This is a genomic window from Marinobacter salarius (genome assembly GCF_032922745.1).
Lineage (GTDB): Bacteria > Pseudomonadota > Gammaproteobacteria > Pseudomonadales > Oleiphilaceae > Marinobacter.
Genome location: NZ_CP136693.1, coordinates 3,485,812 through 3,502,101, shown reverse-complemented (window position 1 = coordinate 3,502,101; position 16,290 = coordinate 3,485,812). Strand labels below are relative to the sequence as shown.

Here is a 16,290-nt window from a genome sequence, read left to right as displayed (position 1 = left end):
TTTCTGGTGCTCAGATAAGCTATCATAGCCGGTCATTTTTAAGGGTGTGAACCTGCGCACCCGTGATCCCGGATCAGATTAAGGAAAGGCTTCCATGGAGCATACCTATCGTCTTGTGATTTCCTGCCCGGACCGGGTGGGGATCGTTGCCAAGGTCAGTAACTTTCTGTCGACCTACAATGGCTGGATTACAGAGGCGAGCCACCACTCCGACACCCAGACCGGGTGGTTCTTCATGCGGCATGAAATCAAGGCCAATTCGATCCCCTTTGGCCTGGACCAGTTCCGCACGGCCTTTGAGCCGATTGCCCGCGAGTTCAATATGAACTGGCACATTGCTGATTCGGCCCAGCCCAAGAAAGTCATCCTGATGTGCAGCAAGGAATCCCATTGCGTGGCGGATCTGCTCCATCGCTGGCACAGCCGTGAGATCAATGCCGAAATTGTGGCGGTTATTTCCAATCATGAAGACCTCCGGCGTATGGTGGAGTGGCACGAGATACCCTACCACCATATACCGATCAACCAGAACAACCGCGACGAGGCCTTCGGTGAAGTGGATGGTCTGATAGAAGGCTACGAAGCCGATGTGGTTGTTCTGGCCCGGTATATGCAAATCCTGCCGGGCAGCCTGTGCGAGAAGTACCCAGGCAAGGTGATCAATATTCATCACAGTTTCCTGCCGTCGTTCGCAGGCGCGCGCCCATACCATCAGGCCTATAGCCGGGGTGTGAAGCTGATTGGCGCCACCTGCCACTACGTAACTCAGGATCTGGACGAAGGCCCCATTATCGAGCAGGACGTGGTCCGCATCAGCCACAGTGATTCCATTGAAGACATGGTTCGGCTTGGCAAGGATGTGGAAAAGAACGTGCTGTCACGAGGCTTGAGGGCACACATCGAAGATCGTGTGATTACCTATGAAAACAAGACTGTGGTTTTTGACTGACGGCCACCGCCATATCCCCCGCTAAGGGGTTGAATGTGGTAGTATTGGCCGCTTGTTAAAGAATAACTATGGGGCGCTTTGAAGGGCCCTGAAACGACTTCCAGCAAATGCAAAGGAACCTTTCTCGATGGGTGAGTTAGCCAAAGAGATCCTGCCGGTAAATATTGAAGACGAGCTCAAACAGTCCTATCTCGATTACGCCATGAGCGTCATCGTCGGGCGGGCACTTCCAGACGTGCGCGACGGCCTTAAGCCGGTGCATCGCCGCGTGCTGTTCGCCATGTCCGAACTCAACAACGACTGGAACAAGGCCTACAAGAAATCCGCCCGTGTGGTGGGTGACGTCATCGGTAAGTACCACCCTCACGGTGACTCGGCCGTTTACGACACCATTGTTCGTATGGCCCAGCCGTTTTCCCTGCGGTACCCGCTGGTGGATGGTCAGGGTAACTTTGGTTCCATCGACGGCGACAACGCGGCTGCCATGCGTTATACCGAGATCCGCATGGAGAAGATTGCCCACTCCCTGCTGGCGGATCTGGACAAGGAAACCGTGGATTTCGTGGCCAACTACGATGGCACCGAACAGATTCCGGACGTACTGCCCACGCGGATTCCCAACCTGCTGGTAAACGGTTCCTCAGGCATTGCCGTGGGTATGGCCACCAATATTCCGCCCCATAACCTGACGGAAATTGTGAACGGCTGTCTGGCATTGATTGATAATCCGGATATGACCATCGACGACCTGATGGAGCATATTCCGGGGCCGGACTTCCCCACCCAGGGCATCATTAATGGTCGCGCTGGCATTGTTGAGGCCTACCGCACCGGTCGTGGGCGTATCTATATCCGTGCCCGCCATGAAATCGAGCACGACAAGAAAACCAACCGCGACGCCATCATTATTACCGAGCTGCCATACCAGCTGAACAAAGCCCGGTTGATCGAGAAAATTGCGGAGCTGGTAAAAGAGAAGCGACTGGAGGGCATCTCCGAGCTGAGGGACGAGTCCAACAAGGAAGGTATCCGGGTAGTGATTGAGCTGCGTCGTGGTGAAAACCCCGATGTGGTCATTAATAACCTCTTTGCCCAGACTCAGTTGCAGACGGTTTTCGGCATCAACATGGTCGCCCTGATCAACGGCGAGCCGAAAATCCTGAACCTCAAGGAAATGCTGGACGCGTTTGTCCGGCATCGCCGTGAAGTGGTTACCCGCCGTACCATTTACGAACTGCGTAAAGCCCGCGAGCGTGGCCATATCCTGGAAGGCCTCACGGTCGCACTGGCAAACATCGATGAGATCATCGCGCTGATCAAGGCGTCTCCGGCTGCGGCCGAGGCGAAAGAAAAGCTGATGGCCCAGGGCTGGGCTCCGGGTGACGTTCTGGCGATGCTTGAGCGCGCGGGTGAAGATGCCTGCCGCCCCGACGACCTGCCGGAGATCTTTGGTCTACGCAACGGCCTTTACCATCTGTCGCCAGAGCAGGCCCAGGCAATCCTGGACCTGCGCCTGCACCGCCTGACTGGTCTTGAGACCGAAAAGCTACAGAACGAGTACAAGGACATTCTCGAGAAGATCGCCGACCTGTTGGACATCCTGGGCGACCCGGGCCGCCTGATGCAGGTGATCCGAGAGGAATTGGAAGCCGTGGTGAGCGAGTTTGGCGATACCCGTCTGACCGAAATTACCAGTTCCAAGCGTGACCTGACTATCGCCGACCTGATCGACGAGGAAGATCTGGTGGTGACCATCTCCCACGGTGGTTACGCCAAGACCCAGGCGGTCGAAGACTATCAGGCCCAGCGCCGTGGTGGTCGTGGCAAGGCCGCCACATCCATGAAAGACGAAGATTTCGTTGAGAAACTGCTGGTAGCGAACTCCCACGACACCATTCTGTGCTTCTCCAACCGGGGCAAGGTGTACTGGTTGCGGGTGTTCGAGATTCCCCGGGCCAGCCGCGCGTCCCGCGGTCGTCCGATGGTCAACATCCTGCCGTTGGAAGAAGGGGAGCGTATTACCACCTTCCTGCCGGTTCGTGACTATCCGGAAGACCAGTACGTGCTGATGGCCACCTCGGCGGGTGTGGTCAAGAAAACGCCGTTGCCGAATTTCTCCCGTCCGCGCAGCAATGGTCTGATTGCTCTGTCGCTTGACGAGGGTGACACCCTGATTGGTACGGCCATCACCAAGGGTGATGCGGAAGTCATGCTGTTCTCCTCGGCGGGCAAGGCCGTTCGCTTCAACGAGGAAGCGGTACGTCCGATGAGCCGTACGGCCCGAGGTGTGCGTGGCATCAGAATGCCGGAAGGGCATCATGTTGTATCGCTGATCATTCCGCAGGAAGACGCGGTTCTGCTGACGGCCAGTGAAAACGGCTACGGTAAACGCACTACCTTCGACGAGTTTCCGACCTACAGCCGGGGCAGCCAGGGCGTTATTGCCATGCAGTGTTCCGAGCGTAACGGCAATCTGGTCACGGCGTTGCAGCTGTTTGAAGGCGACGAGATGATGCTGATCTCGGACAAGGGCACGCTTGTGCGTACCCGCACCGACGAAGTGTCGGTTCTGAGCCGGAACACCCAGGGTGTTCGCCTGATCAAGCTGAGCCAGGAAGACGAGCGCCTTGTAGGCGTTGAGCGTATCGCCGAAACCGATGCCGAAGAGGTCGACGGTGAGGAAGGAAGTGATGAGCAGGGCGTATAATTTTTGTGCAGGTCCGGCCACCTTGCCGGAGCCCGTTTTGCAGCAGGCACGGGAAGAGATGCTGGATTGGCGCGGCACCGGCATGTCCGTGATGGAAATGAGCCATCGCAGTGACGAGTTCGTGGAAATCGCCGAAACAGCCGAGAAAGACCTTCGGGAATTGGCCGGCGTTTCAGATGATTACGCCGTACTCTTCATGCAGGGTGGTGCGTCCAGCCAGTTCTCGACCATTCCACTGAACCTGTTGGGCGACAAAACGTCTGCGGACTACGTGAACACGGGTATCTGGTCGAAGAAAGCCATCGCCGAGGCCAGCCGATATGGCCAGGTTAATGTCGTGGCAAGTAGCGAATCGAGTGGCTTTGCCAGCATTCCCGATCAGGATAGCTGGGCTACGAGCACCGATGCGGCTTACCTGCATTACACGCCCAATGAAACCATCGGCGGATTGGAGTTCGACTTCGTGCCGGAGAGCGGTTCCGTGCCGTTGGTGGCGGACATGTCGTCCACCATGCTGTCACGCCCGTTGGACGTCTCGAAGTTCGGCCTGATCTACGCCGGGGCCCAGAAGAACATCGGTCCGTCCGGCCTGGTGGTCGTGATCATTCGCAAGGATCTGCTGGGAAAAGCGTTAAAAATCACGCCGACGATGATGAATTATCGGGTGATTGCGGATAATGACTCCATGTACAACACGCCGGCCACATACTCCTGGTACCTTGCAGGTCTGGTTTTCAAATGGCTGAAAGAGCAGGGCGGTGTTACGGCCATGGGTGAGGTCAATCGTCGTAAGGCCAGCAAACTGTATGGTTTTATTGATGAGAATGAATTCTACGCCAACCCGATCACACCGCGCTTCCGCTCGTGGATGAATATACCATTCACCCTGGCGGACGACGCGCTCAATAGTGCCTTCCTGAAAGGCGCGAACGAGAGGGGGTTGTTGAATCTCAAGGGCCATCGTTCCGTCGGTGGCATGCGGGCCAGCGTCTACAACGCCATGCCAGAAGCCGGTGTTGATGCGTTGATTGACTACATGACCGTGTTTGCGAAGGAGTGGGGCTGATCATGAGTGATGAGCAGGCCCGTCTCGGGCAGTTGAGGAACGATATCGATCGTTTGGATCAGGAGATCATGGACCTGATCAGCAAACGTGCGGAATGTGCCCAGGAAGTGGCTCGCGTGAAAATGGAAGCCAACCCGGATGAGGATGTGTTCTTCTACCGTCCGGAACGCGAAGCCCAGGTATTGCGCCGTATAAAGGATAGCAACCCTGGGCCGCTGTCCGGCGAGGAGATGGCCCGATTGTTCCGGGAGATCATGTCTGCTTGCCTGGCGCTGGAAAAACCGATGCACATCGCTTTCCTCGGGCCGATTGGCACCTTTACCCAGGCGGCGGCGCTCAAGCACTTCGGACACTCTGTGGTCAGCGTGCCTTTGCCCGCCATCGATGCGGTGTTCCGTGAAGTGGAATCCGGCGCGGCCCACTATGGCGTGGTCCCGGTGGAAAACTCCACGGAAGGCATGATCAACCATACCCTTGATATGTTTATGTCCTCGCCACTGAAGATCTGCGGCGAAGTACAGTTGCGGATACATCACCACCTGATGGTATCGCCAAAACACCAGGGGCAGGACATTGTCCGTATCTATTCCCATCAGCAGTCGTTCGCCCAATGCCGGCAGTGGCTGGATACCCATCGTTACGGTATCGAGCGGGTCACGGTCAGTAGTAATGCCGAAGCCGCAAGGCGGGCAGCGGAAGAACCGGGCACGGCCGCGATCGCAGGGGACATGGCGGCGGAACTCTATGGTCTGGAGATGCTGGCGGCCAGCATCGAAGACCGACCGGACAACACCACCCGGTTCCTGATTATCGGTCGCGAGGAGGTGCCAGCCAGTGGCAACGATAAATCGTCCATTCTGGTATCAATGCGCAACAAGCCCGGCGCCTTGTATCAGTTGCTGGAGCCGTTCCACAAACACGGTCTGAGCCTTACCCGTATCGAAACCCGCCCATCGCCCAGCGGTACCTGGGCCTATGTGTTCTATATCGATTTCGAAGGCCATGTCGAAGATACACAGGTCAGCAAGGTGCTGTCAGAGATCGATGAAGAGGCGGTCGAGCTGAAGCGCCTGGGGTCCTATCCTATTGGGGTCCTGTGACAGAAACGCAAATGGCTGAGGAAGGTCGAAATGTCGATTGATTACCAAAGTCTGGCGGTCAAAGGTGTGCAGGCGTTATCCCCCTACCAGCCGGGCAAGCCCATTGATGAGCTGGCCAGGGAGCTGGGCCTGAAGCCCGAAAACATCATCAAGCTGGCCAGCAACGAGAATCCTCTTGGGCCCAGCCCAAAGGCGCTGGCGGCGGTGAAGGGCGCTCTGGACGAGCTTTGTCGCTATCCCGATGGCAATGGGTTTGATCTTAAGCAGGCGTTGTCTGCACGGTACGGCGTGACGCCCTCGCAGATTACCCTTGGCAACGGTTCCAACGATGTGCTGGAAGTGATCACGCGGTGCTTTGCAGATGCCGCCTCGGAAGTCGTATTCTCCCAGTACGCCTTTGCGGTATACCCTCTGGTTACCCAGGCGATTGGCGCCAAAGGCGTGTCGGTACCCGCAAGGCACTATGGCCATGACCTCGATGCCATGGTGGAAGCGATAACGGATCGCACCGCGCTGGTGTTTGTGGCCAACCCCAACAACCCCACGGGCACGGTTCATGGTGCCGAGGCGATCGAGTCGTTTTTGGCCCGTATTCCCCCCAGGGTTCTGGTGGTTCTCGACGAAGCCTACTGCGAATATCTGCAGGGTGAGGGCTATGTGGATGGTCTGTCGTTGCTCGAGCGCTACCCGAACCTGATCGTTACTAGGACATTCTCCAAGGCTTGGGGGCTGGCATCGCTGCGTGCTGGCTACAGTGTAAGTTCTCCGGAGATTGCCAATTTTCTCAACCGAGTACGGCAGCCTTTTAATGTAGATTCTCTGGCTTTGGTGGCTGCGACGGCTGTACTGGACGATGAAGATTACCTGCGGCGCTCCTGCGAAGTGAATGCAGGGGGGATGAAGCAGCTTGAATCTGCCTTTAACGAAATGGGTCTGGAATACATTCCGTCCGCCGGCAACTTTATTGCTGTGGATGTGGGCGAACGGGCGGCTGACATCAATCAGTCGCTACTGGAGCAGGGTGTGATTGTCAGGCCGATTGGCGGCTACGGCCTACCCAGGCATCTGCGGGTGTCGATTGGCTTGCCCGAAGAAAATGCACGGTTTATCGAAGCTTTGGCCCGTGCACTGGATACGTCCAGCGGACGGGGAGAGTAACGTGTCCGAGATTCAGCCACTGTTCCAGCGTGTTGCTGTTATTGGTCTTGGGCTGATTGGTGGTTCTCTGGCCAAAGCGATCCGCGACAATGGCCTCGCGGTGACTGTTGTGGGCGCTGACAAGCGCGCGGACGAATTGGCGCTTGGCAAAGAATTGGGCATTATTGATGAAGCTGCCGGGTCGGTTGCTGAGGCAGTGGCTGGCAGTGACCTTGTGGTGCTGGCGGTGCCGGTTAAGGCAACGCGGGCAGTGCTGGCGGAAATCAGACCCCATCTTGGTGAAAACGCCGTGTTGACGGACGTCGGAAGCACCAAGACCAGTTTCGTCAACGATGTGCGAGAGGTGTTTGGCGAGCTGCCCGTGAAAGTGATACCCGGGCATCCCATCGCCGGTTCCGAAAAAAGCGGCATCCGCGCGGCGAATCCCGAGTTGTTTGCCAATCACAAGGTCATACTCACGCCGGCAGAGAGCGTTGGTCAGCCCGACCTGGAGAAGCTCAGGGCATTGTGGGAAGGCTGTGGTGCGACGGTGTTGACCATGTCGGTGGCCTATCACGACGAGGTGCTGGCTGCCACCAGTCATCTTCCCCATCTTATCGCCTTCTCGCTGGTGGATACCCTGGCGGGCGAGGACGAAAATCTGGATATTTTCCGCTACGCAGCGGGCGGCTTCCGGGACTTCACCCGAATTGCAGCCAGTGACCCGGTGATGTGGCACGATATTTTTCTCTCTAACCGGGAGGCGGTGTTACGCGTCATTGATCATTTTACCCACGATCTGGATCAGCTCCGTACCGCCATCGCCGATCAGGACAGTGCAACTCTGTTGCGGGTTTTCAGTCGCGCCAAGGCGGCGCGGGAACATTTTTCAAAGATGATTTCAGGACAGGCTTACGTGACAAACAACAGTCAGAAACAGGTAACGTTCCGTCTTCAGCCCGGCGGTCGGATTTCCGGCGAGATACGCGTACCGGGCGACAAATCCATTTCCCACCGATCCATCATGCTGGGCGCGCTCGCCGACGGTATCACAGAAGTGAAAGGCTTCCTTGAAGGCGAGGATAGCCTGGCGACCCTGCAGGCGTTCCGCGACATGGGCGTGACCATTGAAGGGCCGGACGCGGGGTTTGTCCGCATTCACGGCGTCGGTATTAACGGCCTCCAGGCGCCGCGCGGCCCCTTGTATCTGGGCAATTCCGGTACTGCCATGCGCCTGTTCTCTGGCTTGCTGGCGGCGCAGCCGTTTGATTCCGAACTCACCGGCGACGAAAGCCTGTCCAAGCGTCCCATGGGACGTGTGGCAGATCCGCTGCGAGCAATGGGGGCGGTGATTGACACTGCGGAGGGCGGGCGGCCGCCTTTGAAAATCAGGGGTGGGCATGCGCTAACCGGTATCCATTATGAAATGCCGGTGGCCAGCGCCCAGGTTAAATCCTGCCTGCTACTCGCCGGTCTCTATGCCGAGGGCGTAACCTCCGTTACCGAGCCAGCCCCTACCCGGGATCACACTGAGCGTATGTTGGAAGGCTTTGGTTATCACGTGCATCGCGATACCGCGACGGCCAGTGTGACCGGTGGCGGTTCGTTGACCGCCACCGCCATAGACGTACCTGCGGATATCTCTTCGTCAGCGTTTTTCCTCGTTGCGGCGAGTATCGCCCCGGATTCCGACTTGACCATCCGCCACGTAGGCATGAACCCGACGAGGGTTGGGGTGATTAATATTCTGCGCATGATGGGGGCCAATATAGAAGTTCTCGAAGAGCGTGTGATTGGTGGGGAGCCGGTCGCTGATCTTCGCGTCCGTTCCGCCGAACTCAAGGGTATCGACATCCCCGAGGATCAGGTGCCGCTGGCAATCGACGAATTCCCCGTGCTGTTCATTGCCGCAGTCTGCGCCGAGGGTAGAACGGTTCTGCGCGGCGCCGAGGAGCTCCGCGTCAAGGAGAGTGATCGCATCCAGGTGATGGCTGACGGCCTGACCGCGCTCGGAGTGGAAACCACTGTCACTCCAGACGGTATTATCATTGATGGTGGGCAGGCGATGACCGCCGGAACCGTGAACAGCCACGGGGACCACCGCATTGCCATGGCGTTCTCCGTTGCCTCCCTGCGGGCTGAAGGGGAGATCGAGGTGACTGATTGCGCCAACGTGTCCACCTCATTCCCGGGCTTTGTGGAGCTGGCGAAGCAGACAGGTATCAATATTGCCGCCGAAGGGGCTGAATAATGGCTGAAAGCAAGGCTCCGGTTATTACCGTGGATGGCCCTGGCGGTTCCGGTAAGGGCACCATTACCCAGATGCTCGCCCGCCGGCTTGGATGGCACCTGCTGGATAGCGGTGCGCTTTATCGCCTCACCGCGCTGGCAGCAGAGCGACAGGGCGTGTCCCTGGATGATGAGCCGTCCCTGGTAAACGTCGCCGCCAGCCTCGATGTGGCGTTTGAACCGACTCCGCCAGGTGAGCCGGCAAAGGTACTGATGGCTGGTGTTGACGTCACCGCAGATATACGTACAGAGACCTGTGGCGATAATGCTTCGAAGGTGGCTGTCATGCAGCCGGTGCGCGACGCCCTGTTGCAGCGCCAGCGCGATTTCCAGAAGCCTCCCGGGCTGGTCGCGGACGGCCGTGACATGGGAACGGTGGTGTTTCCGGATGCGCCGGTGAAGATCTTCCTGACAGCCAGTGCCGAAGAGCGTGCGCAAAGACGCTACAGCCAGTTGAAGGACGCCGGGGTCGATGTTAATATTGACGCCCTTTTAAAGGAGATACGGGTGCGCGATGAGCGGGATATGAACCGCGCCGCCGCCCCGCTCAAGCCTGCAGACGATGCGCAAGTCATTGATTCGACGGGGTTGAGTATAGAAGAGGTGCTAGTCAGGGTTATGGCCGCAGCAGGTCAGGCCTGACTACACCTTTTTGTTGTTGAAATTCCGGGTTCGGCGTTATCGGCCAGCCACTGGCTGGATCCGGATTGAAACTAACAGACCGTGTTGCTGGTAGCACGGAGTAAACTTGCGTTGATCACATAGGACACATAATGAGCGAGAGCTTTGCGGATCTTTTTGAAGAAAGCCTAAAAGAAATTGACATGCAACCAGGTTCCATCGTCCAGGGAACCGTTGTAGACGTCGATAACGACTGGGTCACCGTTAACGCCGGACTGAAGTCCGAAGGTGTTATCCCCGCCTCCCAGTTCCTCAATGAAAAAGGCGAGTTGGAAGTTGCTATCGGCGAGGTTGTTGACGTAGCTCTCGACGCTGTGGAAGACGGCTTCGGTGAAACCCGTCTGTCCCGTGAGAAAGCCAAGCGCGCAGAAGCCTGGAAGGTACTTGAGAAGTCCTTCGAAGCTGAAGAAGTGGTTAAGGGTGTTATCAATGGCAAGGTCAAGGGTGGTTTCACCGTCGATCTGGCCGGCATCCGTGCCTTCCTGCCTGGTTCGCTGGTAGATGTTCGCCCGGTTCGCGATACCGCGCACCTGGAGAACAAGGAACTCGAATTCAAGGTTATCAAGCTCGACCAGAAGCGTAACAACGTGGTTGTTTCCCGCCGCGCCGTTCTGGAAGCTGAAAACAGTGCTGAGCGTGAAGCTCTGCTCGAAACCCTGACCGAAGGTCTGGAAATCAAGGGTATCGTCAAGAACCTGACCGACTACGGCGCGTTCGTAGATCTGGGCGGTGTTGACGGCCTGCTGCACATCACCGATATGGCCTGGAAGCGCATCAAGCATCCGAGCGAAATCGTCAATGTCGGCGACGAGATCAACGTCAAGGTTCTGAAGTTTGACCGTGAGCGCAACCGCGTATCACTGGGTCTGAAGCAGCTGGGCGAAGATCCCTGGGTCGATATCAAGGGTCGTTATCCGGAAGGTACCAAGGTTACTGCACGTGTAACCAACCTGACCGACTACGGCTGCTTCGCTGAGCTGGAAGAAGGCGTTGAAGGCCTGGTTCACGTGTCCGAAATGGACTGGACCAACAAGAACATTCATCCGTCCAAAGTCGTTCAGGTTGGCGACGAAGTGGGCGTGATGATTCTGGACATCGACGAAGAGCGTCGTCGTATCTCCCTGGGTATCAAGCAGTGTGTTGCTAACCCGTGGGAAGATTTCTCCAGCAAGTTCAACAAAGGCGACCGTATCTCCGGCAAGATCAAGTCAATCACTGACTTTGGTATCTTCATCGGCCTGGACGGCGGCATCGATGGTCTGGTTCACCTGTCAGACATCAGCTGGAACGAGACTGGCGAAGAAGCCGTCCGTGAATACAAGAAGGGCGACGAAGTTGAAACCGTTATCCTGTCTGTTGATCCCGAGCGTGAGCGCATCTCCCTGGGCATCAAGCAGCTGGAAAGCGATCCGTTCGCCGAGTTTGTACAGCTGAACGACAAGGGCTCCATCGTGAAGGGCACGGTATCTGCGGTTGATGCAAAAGCCGCTACCATCACCCTGAACGACGAAGTTGAAGCTGTTCTGAAAGCCTCTGAAATCAGCCGTGACCGTGTTGAAGACGCACGCAACGCGCTGAACGAAGGCGACGAAGTTGAAGCGAAGATCATCAGCATCGACCGCAAGAACCGCGTCATCAACCTGTCTGTGAAGTCCAAGGACGTTGAAGACGACAAGCAGGCGCTGGAAGGTGTTCGCGCCAAAGCGGCTGAATCTTCCTCTGGTGCGACCACCATCGGTGATCTCATCAAAGAGCAGATGCAGCAGCAAAACGCCAACAAGGAATAACATCTCCGGTTGGTATGAAAAAAACGGGCTCTAAGAGCCCGTTTTTTTTGTGTTTTTTTCTGGTTTGGCTAAACTAGTGGCAAGGAGCTGGTAACCGGCTATCCGATAATAATGTAAAGAGGGATGAGCCCAATGACGAAATCTGAACTGGTAGAGCTGATTGCGTCCAAGCAGACGCAGCTTTCAGTGAAGGATGTGGAACTGGCTGTGAAAACGATTATCGAGCACATGTCCCAATCACTGGCGGATGGCCAGCGAATCGAGATCCGGGGTTTTGGTAGTTTCTCGTTGCACCATCGCGCAGCCAGAACCGGGCGTAACCCGAAAACCGGGGAAGCCGTGCAATTACCGGCCAAATTTGTTCCGCACTTCAAGCCAGGCAAGGAGTTGCGCGAGCAGGTAAACGATAGCCTTAAAAAGGGCTTCTGATTACCCTCTTGGGGAAAGACGTTAACCAGGTCCTGAGATAAACAACCAGGTCCGTGTGGAGCATTGCGACTATGGCCGGATTTCAGAAGGTCCTTCTCATTCTGCTGGTATTGGTTCTGGTTCTGGTAGCACTTGTTTTCTCCCTGAATAATCAGATGGCGGTCTCCCTCAATTTCCTGCTCTTTGAGACTCAGCCTCACGGTGTCGCCGTCTGGATTATCCTGTCTTTTGTGATCGGCGCTTTGATCGGAGTTCTGATTACCATGCTTGCAACCGTTCGCACATCGGTTTCCCGCCGTAACCTTGAAAAACGACTTGCTCGTACTGAGCAGGCATTGGAGAAATCCAGGGCCCAGAACGACCGGACGCTTTAATGGATATAGTGCTTCAATGGCTGCTGTTAACGGTTGCGGTGGCCGCTGGCTGGTTTGTGGGGCGAATGGGCAGCACCAGGGAACGCTCCAAAACACCCATCTCCGACGAGGAATCCGTCAAGGATCGTCTGCAATTTCTGTTCACCAACTATTCCGATCAGGCGGTTGAGAACTTCGTTCAGTCCCTGGCTGTGAACAAGGAAACGGTGGGCCTGCACCTCTCTATCGGCGCCCATTTCCGCCACAAGGGCGAGACCGATCGGGCCATTCTGATTCACCAGAACCTCCTTGCCCGTCCGGAACTGCCGCCACGATACTCCCAGCAGGTTACCTACGAGTTGGCCATTGACTACCTGAATGCAGGCCTTCTGGACAGAGCAGAAGCGTTGCTTCATCAACTGATGGGCGACAGGGAGTACGGGCGTAAGTCTTCATTACAACTGATTGAGCTGTATCAGCAGGAAAAGGAATGGGGTAAGGCGGGGCAGGTCGCCCGTACCTTGACGACCGGCGACCACGATGCCCGCATGTACAAAATGCTGGCCTATATTACCTGCGAGCAGGCTGAGGATGCCCTCAAGCACGACGACCGCTGGATGGCTCAGAAGCTGTCCAAGGAAGCGCTGGAGTACGATCGTTCCTGTGTCCGGGCCACGTTTATCATGATGAAGTTGCTCATTCGCCAGGGCAGCTACCGGGACGCAGCCAGCCAAAGCTTGAAAGTCTTCGATCAGAACCCAGAGTTCGGCTCAGAAGCGGTAGACCGGCTGATGAAGCTTGAACGCGAACACGGCGATGTTGGTCGTCTGGTCAAGAAGCTAGGCAAGTTCTACGAAGCCTGGCCGAGCACAAGCTTGCTGCTGGCGCTGGTTGAAGCCGTAGAGCGCACATCCGGCCGCATGGCTGCAATCGAGTTACTGCGGCGGGAACTGGAAGTTCGCCCCAGCGTCCGCGGTCTGCTGCGCCTGGTGGAACTGGCGGGCTATGAAAAAGGCATGACGACGGACGAAGGCCGCCTGGTCAGCCGCATCGGCCACTTGATACTCGCCAACCGCCCGGTATACCGATGTGTAAACTGTGGTTTTTCCGGACAGCAATTGCATTGGCTGTGCCCCAGCTGCAAGCAGTGGGAAACCGTTCGCCCAATCCAGGGCGTGGAAGCTGAATAACCCGAAAACACGATATTCTGCAGGAAACTGACTGTGCAAACCCCCGATAATTCCAAAATCATCGTTGCCCTGGATTTCCCCTCCGATCAGCCCGCATTGGCTCTGATTGATCAATTGGACCCCGCGAAATGTCGCCTTAAAGTCGGCAAAGAGTTGTTTACCCGTTCAGGGCCGGTTCTGGTTCGTGACCTGCAGAGCCGCGGCTTCGACGTCTTCCTGGATTTGAAGTTTCACGACATCCCGAACACAACGTCCGCAGCCGTAGCGGCCGCGGCGGACCTGGGTGTCTGGATGGTGAACGTGCATGCTTCCGGCGGTGAGAAAATGATGACCGCCTGCCGCGACCGCCTGGAAAGCTTCGGCAAGGATCGGCCAATGCTGATTGCCGTTACTGTGCTGACCAGCATGGGGCCGGAGGATCTTGCCGGTATCGGTATCACAGATTCCCCGGAAGCCCAGGTTTCCCGCCTGGCAACTCTGACCCGCAACTGCGGCCTGGACGGCGTCGTCTGCTCCGCACAGGAAGCGCCGGCGCTGAAAGCAGAGCAGGGCAAGGATTTCAAACTGGTCACCCCGGGCATCCGTCCGCTGTCTGCCGACAAGGGCGACCAGCAACGCATCATGACGCCTACAGATGCCCTCAAAGCCGGTTCCGACTACTTGGTCATCGGCCGCCCGATTACGCAGGCTGCTGATCCTCTGGCTGCGTTGGAGGCTATTCACTCTGAGGTAGTTGGCCTCTAGCCGTGGTTCTTGGTCTGATTCTGTTTTAGCCTGATGGTGTGGTGCTTCGGTACGGTGGGTCCTCCCTCTCGAAAACCGCTACGAGCACATCCATGTGCGCTTGGGCTCCGCCATCCATGGCTCCGCACATTTTCGAGAGGGAGGCCCCACCGCACCGTTTCAAAGTTTTCAGATATCGCCGCGAAAGCTCGATTCGGCTTTTCAATAACTGTGTGGATCAATCAGGCGGGGTAGGACTTCTTTTCCAAAAATGTGCGGAGCCATGGATGGCGGAGCCCAAGCGCACACGGACGTGCTTGTAGCGTTTTTTGGGAAAGAAGTCCTACCCCGCCGTGGGGCACCTCATTAGAAGGCTGGGTTGGGACTAAGATCAGAAACAAAAAAAGCCGCTAATCCAGAGGACTAGCGGCTTTTCGGAATAGTGGCTCCCCGAGCTGGGCTCGAACCAGCGACAAACGGATTAACAGTCCGTTGCTCTACCAACTGAGCTATCGGGGAACGTCGTCGTGTGACGAGGCGCGTATATTAAGGTTACCCCAACGCCTCGTCAACCCCTTGCCAGGATTTTTAGCCCAGCGCTTTCTGCAAACGCTCAATGGCCTGCTTCAGCGTATCCAGGCTGGTGGCGAAGCTCAGGCGCATATGGCCCGGTGCACCGAAAGCGGAGCCCGGTACCAGAGCCACGCCGGCTTCCTTCAACAGCTTCTCGGCAAACTCTACGTCGTTACTGACACCCGAGTCTGCGTCAATGGCCGCCTGGAAGCTTGGGAATACATAGAAGGTCCCGTCACCGTGCAGGCATTCAACGCCGGGCAGGGCATTCAGGGCTTCTACCAGGTAGTCGTGACGTTCCTTGAACGCCGTGACCATTTCCTGCACGCAGGCCTGAGGACCATCCAGCGCTGCCGTTGCGGCCGCCTGGGAAATCGAGGCCGGGTTGGATGTGCTTTGGGACTGGATTTTCTTCATTGCGCCGATGATTTTTGCCGGGCCAGCGGCGTAGCCGATGCGCCAGCCTGTCATCGAGTAAGCCTTGGACACGCCATTGAGAACGAAAGTGCGATCGTACAGCTCCGGCGTGGCGTTCAGGATGTTGCAGAACGGCTGACCGGTCCACAGGATCGGCTCGTACATGTCGTCCGTGGCGATCATGATCTGCGGATGCTTCTTCAGCACTTCGCCAATTGCCTTCAGCTCGTCCAGGCTGTAAGCCATGCCGCTGGGGTTGGACGGGCTGTTGATCACGAACAGGCGGGTGCGCTCGGTGATGGCGCTTTCCAGCTGCTCCGGGGTGATCTTGAAGCGGGTGTCGGCGCTGGTTTCGATGATAACCGGTTTGCCTTCAGCCACCAGCACCATGTCCGGATACGATACCCAGTACGGCGCCGGAATAATGGCTTCGTCGCCTTTGTTCAGTGTGGCCAGCGCGAGGTTGAAAAAGCTCTGCTTGCCACCACCACTTACCAGAATCTGGTTGGCTTCGTATTCCAGGCCGTTGTCCCGTTTGAACTTCGCAATGATCGCCTTTTTCAGTGCGGGCGTACCATCCACGGCGGTGTACTTGGTCTGGCCGTTGTTGATGGCTTCGATGGCCGCCTGTTTGATGTGATCCGGGGTATCGAAGTCCGGCTCGCCGGCACCCAGGCCAATAATGTCCTGGCCAGCAGCGCGAAGTTCCGCTGCCTTGTTGGTGACTGCGAGGGTGGGAGAGGGCTTGATCGCCTGTACTCGGCTGGAAAGTTGAAGGTCCAAACTTGCGCTCCTTAAAGCTGCGTCTGATAGGGCTCCGGCGGCTTCGGGGTAGTGGTTTCCACCATGTTCAGGCCGCCTTTGACGATTCAGATGGTATCATGAAGCC

13 protein-coding genes and 1 tRNA gene are annotated in these 16,290 nt (G+C 56.9%); 12 read left to right on the top strand and 2 right to left on the bottom strand.

All coding sequences use genetic code 11. The features are described 5' to 3' along the window. Positions 1-94 precede the first annotated feature (94 nt). From purU to pyrF, 12 genes are all read left to right on the top strand, one after another. Positions 95-949, top strand: a complete 855-nt coding sequence (purU, locus tag R1T46_RS16175; protein ID WP_317306167.1) for a formyltetrahydrofolate deformylase — start codon at positions 95-97, stop codon at positions 947-949. 127 nt (positions 950-1,076) lie between these two features. Next, complete coding sequence (gene gyrA, locus R1T46_RS16170) at positions 1,077-3,656, top strand: DNA gyrase subunit A (protein WP_317306166.1); 2,580 nt, start codon at positions 1,077-1,079, stop codon at positions 3,654-3,656. Then, a complete protein-coding gene (gene serC, locus R1T46_RS16165) occupies positions 3,640-4,722 on the top strand; it encodes a 3-phosphoserine/phosphohydroxythreonine transaminase (RefSeq protein WP_317306164.1) in 1,083 nt (360 codons plus the stop codon). Before gyrA ends, serC begins: the two co-directional genes overlap by 17 nt. 2 nt (positions 4,723-4,724) lie before the next feature. After that, positions 4,725-5,822, top strand: a complete 1,098-nt coding sequence (gene pheA / locus R1T46_RS16160; protein ID WP_317306163.1) for a prephenate dehydratase — start codon at positions 4,725-4,727, stop codon at positions 5,820-5,822. A gap of 30 nt (positions 5,823-5,852) precedes the next feature. Beyond that, the gene (hisC, locus tag R1T46_RS16155; RefSeq protein WP_317306161.1) at positions 5,853-6,980 is read left to right on the top strand and encodes a histidinol-phosphate transaminase; all 1,128 of its coding nucleotides are present in this window, start codon (positions 5,853-5,855) and stop codon (positions 6,978-6,980) included. A gap of 1 nt (position 6,981) precedes the next feature. Then, a complete protein-coding gene (locus R1T46_RS16150; RefSeq protein WP_317306160.1) occupies positions 6,982-9,210 on the top strand; it encodes a bifunctional prephenate dehydrogenase/3-phosphoshikimate 1-carboxyvinyltransferase in 2,229 nt (742 codons plus the stop codon). Further along, positions 9,210-9,890, top strand: a complete 681-nt coding sequence (gene cmk / locus R1T46_RS16145; protein ID WP_036208449.1) for a (d)CMP kinase — start codon at positions 9,210-9,212, stop codon at positions 9,888-9,890. Before R1T46_RS16150 ends, cmk begins: the two co-directional genes overlap by 1 nt. Positions 9,891-10,021: 131 nt before the next feature. Further along, positions 10,022-11,716: a 30S ribosomal protein S1 gene (gene rpsA, locus R1T46_RS16140; protein WP_317306159.1), complete on the top strand. Its 1,695-nt coding sequence runs from the start codon at positions 10,022-10,024 to the stop codon at positions 11,714-11,716. Between the two features lie 132 nt (positions 11,717-11,848). After that, on the top strand, positions 11,849-12,145 hold the full coding sequence (locus tag R1T46_RS16135; protein ID WP_007154691.1) for an integration host factor subunit beta: 297 nt from the start codon (positions 11,849-11,851) through the stop codon (positions 12,143-12,145). 71 nt (positions 12,146-12,216) lie between these two features. Continuing rightward, complete coding sequence (locus tag R1T46_RS16130) at positions 12,217-12,519, top strand: LapA family protein (RefSeq protein ID WP_300496763.1); 303 nt, start codon at positions 12,217-12,219, stop codon at positions 12,517-12,519. Beyond that, positions 12,519-13,688, top strand: coding sequence for a lipopolysaccharide assembly protein LapB (gene lapB / locus R1T46_RS16125; protein WP_036208447.1), 1,170 nt, complete (start codon positions 12,519-12,521; stop codon positions 13,686-13,688). The genes R1T46_RS16130 and lapB overlap by 1 nt, the downstream gene beginning before the upstream one ends. 27 nt (positions 13,689-13,715) lie before the next feature. Next, positions 13,716-14,432 carry an orotidine-5'-phosphate decarboxylase gene (gene pyrF, locus R1T46_RS16120; protein ID WP_407070134.1) on the top strand — a complete coding sequence of 239 codons (717 nt, stop codon included), beginning with the start codon at positions 13,716-13,718 and terminating at the stop codon, positions 14,430-14,432. Positions 14,433-14,854: 422 nt separating this feature from the next. Here the strand turns inward: pyrF and R1T46_RS16115 are convergent. Next, positions 14,855-14,930: transfer RNA gene (locus tag R1T46_RS16115), tRNA-Asn, on the bottom strand. Between the two features lie 69 nt (positions 14,931-14,999). Next, the gene (locus tag R1T46_RS16110; RefSeq protein WP_075196909.1) at positions 15,000-16,184 is read right to left on the bottom strand and encodes a pyridoxal phosphate-dependent aminotransferase; all 1,185 of its coding nucleotides are present in this window, start codon (positions 16,182-16,184) and stop codon (positions 15,000-15,002) included. Positions 16,185-16,290 lie beyond the last annotated feature (106 nt).

Bases quoted from the DNA above. Each gene is read 5' to 3' on its own strand.
- hisC (WP_317306161.1), top strand. From the start codon at position 5,853: ATGTCGATTGATTACCAAAGTCTGGCGGTCAAAGGTGTGCAGGCGTTA.
- R1T46_RS16135 (WP_007154691.1), top strand. From the start codon at position 11,849: ATGACGAAATCTGAACTGGTAGAGCTGATTGCGTCCAAGCAGACGCAG.
- purU (WP_317306167.1), top strand. From the start codon at position 95: ATGGAGCATACCTATCGTCTTGTGATTTCCTGCCCGGACCGGGTGGGG.
- pheA (WP_317306163.1), top strand. From the start codon at position 4,725: ATGAGTGATGAGCAGGCCCGTCTCGGGCAGTTGAGGAACGATATCGAT.
- lapB (WP_036208447.1), top strand. From the start codon at position 12,519: ATGGATATAGTGCTTCAATGGCTGCTGTTAACGGTTGCGGTGGCCGCT.
- rpsA (WP_317306159.1), top strand. From the start codon at position 10,022: ATGAGCGAGAGCTTTGCGGATCTTTTTGAAGAAAGCCTAAAAGAAATT.
- gyrA (WP_317306166.1), top strand. From the start codon at position 1,077: ATGGGTGAGTTAGCCAAAGAGATCCTGCCGGTAAATATTGAAGACGAG.
- cmk (WP_036208449.1), top strand. From the start codon at position 9,210: ATGGCTGAAAGCAAGGCTCCGGTTATTACCGTGGATGGCCCTGGCGGT.
- R1T46_RS16130 (WP_300496763.1), top strand. From the start codon at position 12,217: ATGGCCGGATTTCAGAAGGTCCTTCTCATTCTGCTGGTATTGGTTCTG.
- serC (WP_317306164.1), top strand. From the start codon at position 3,640: ATGAGCAGGGCGTATAATTTTTGTGCAGGTCCGGCCACCTTGCCGGAG.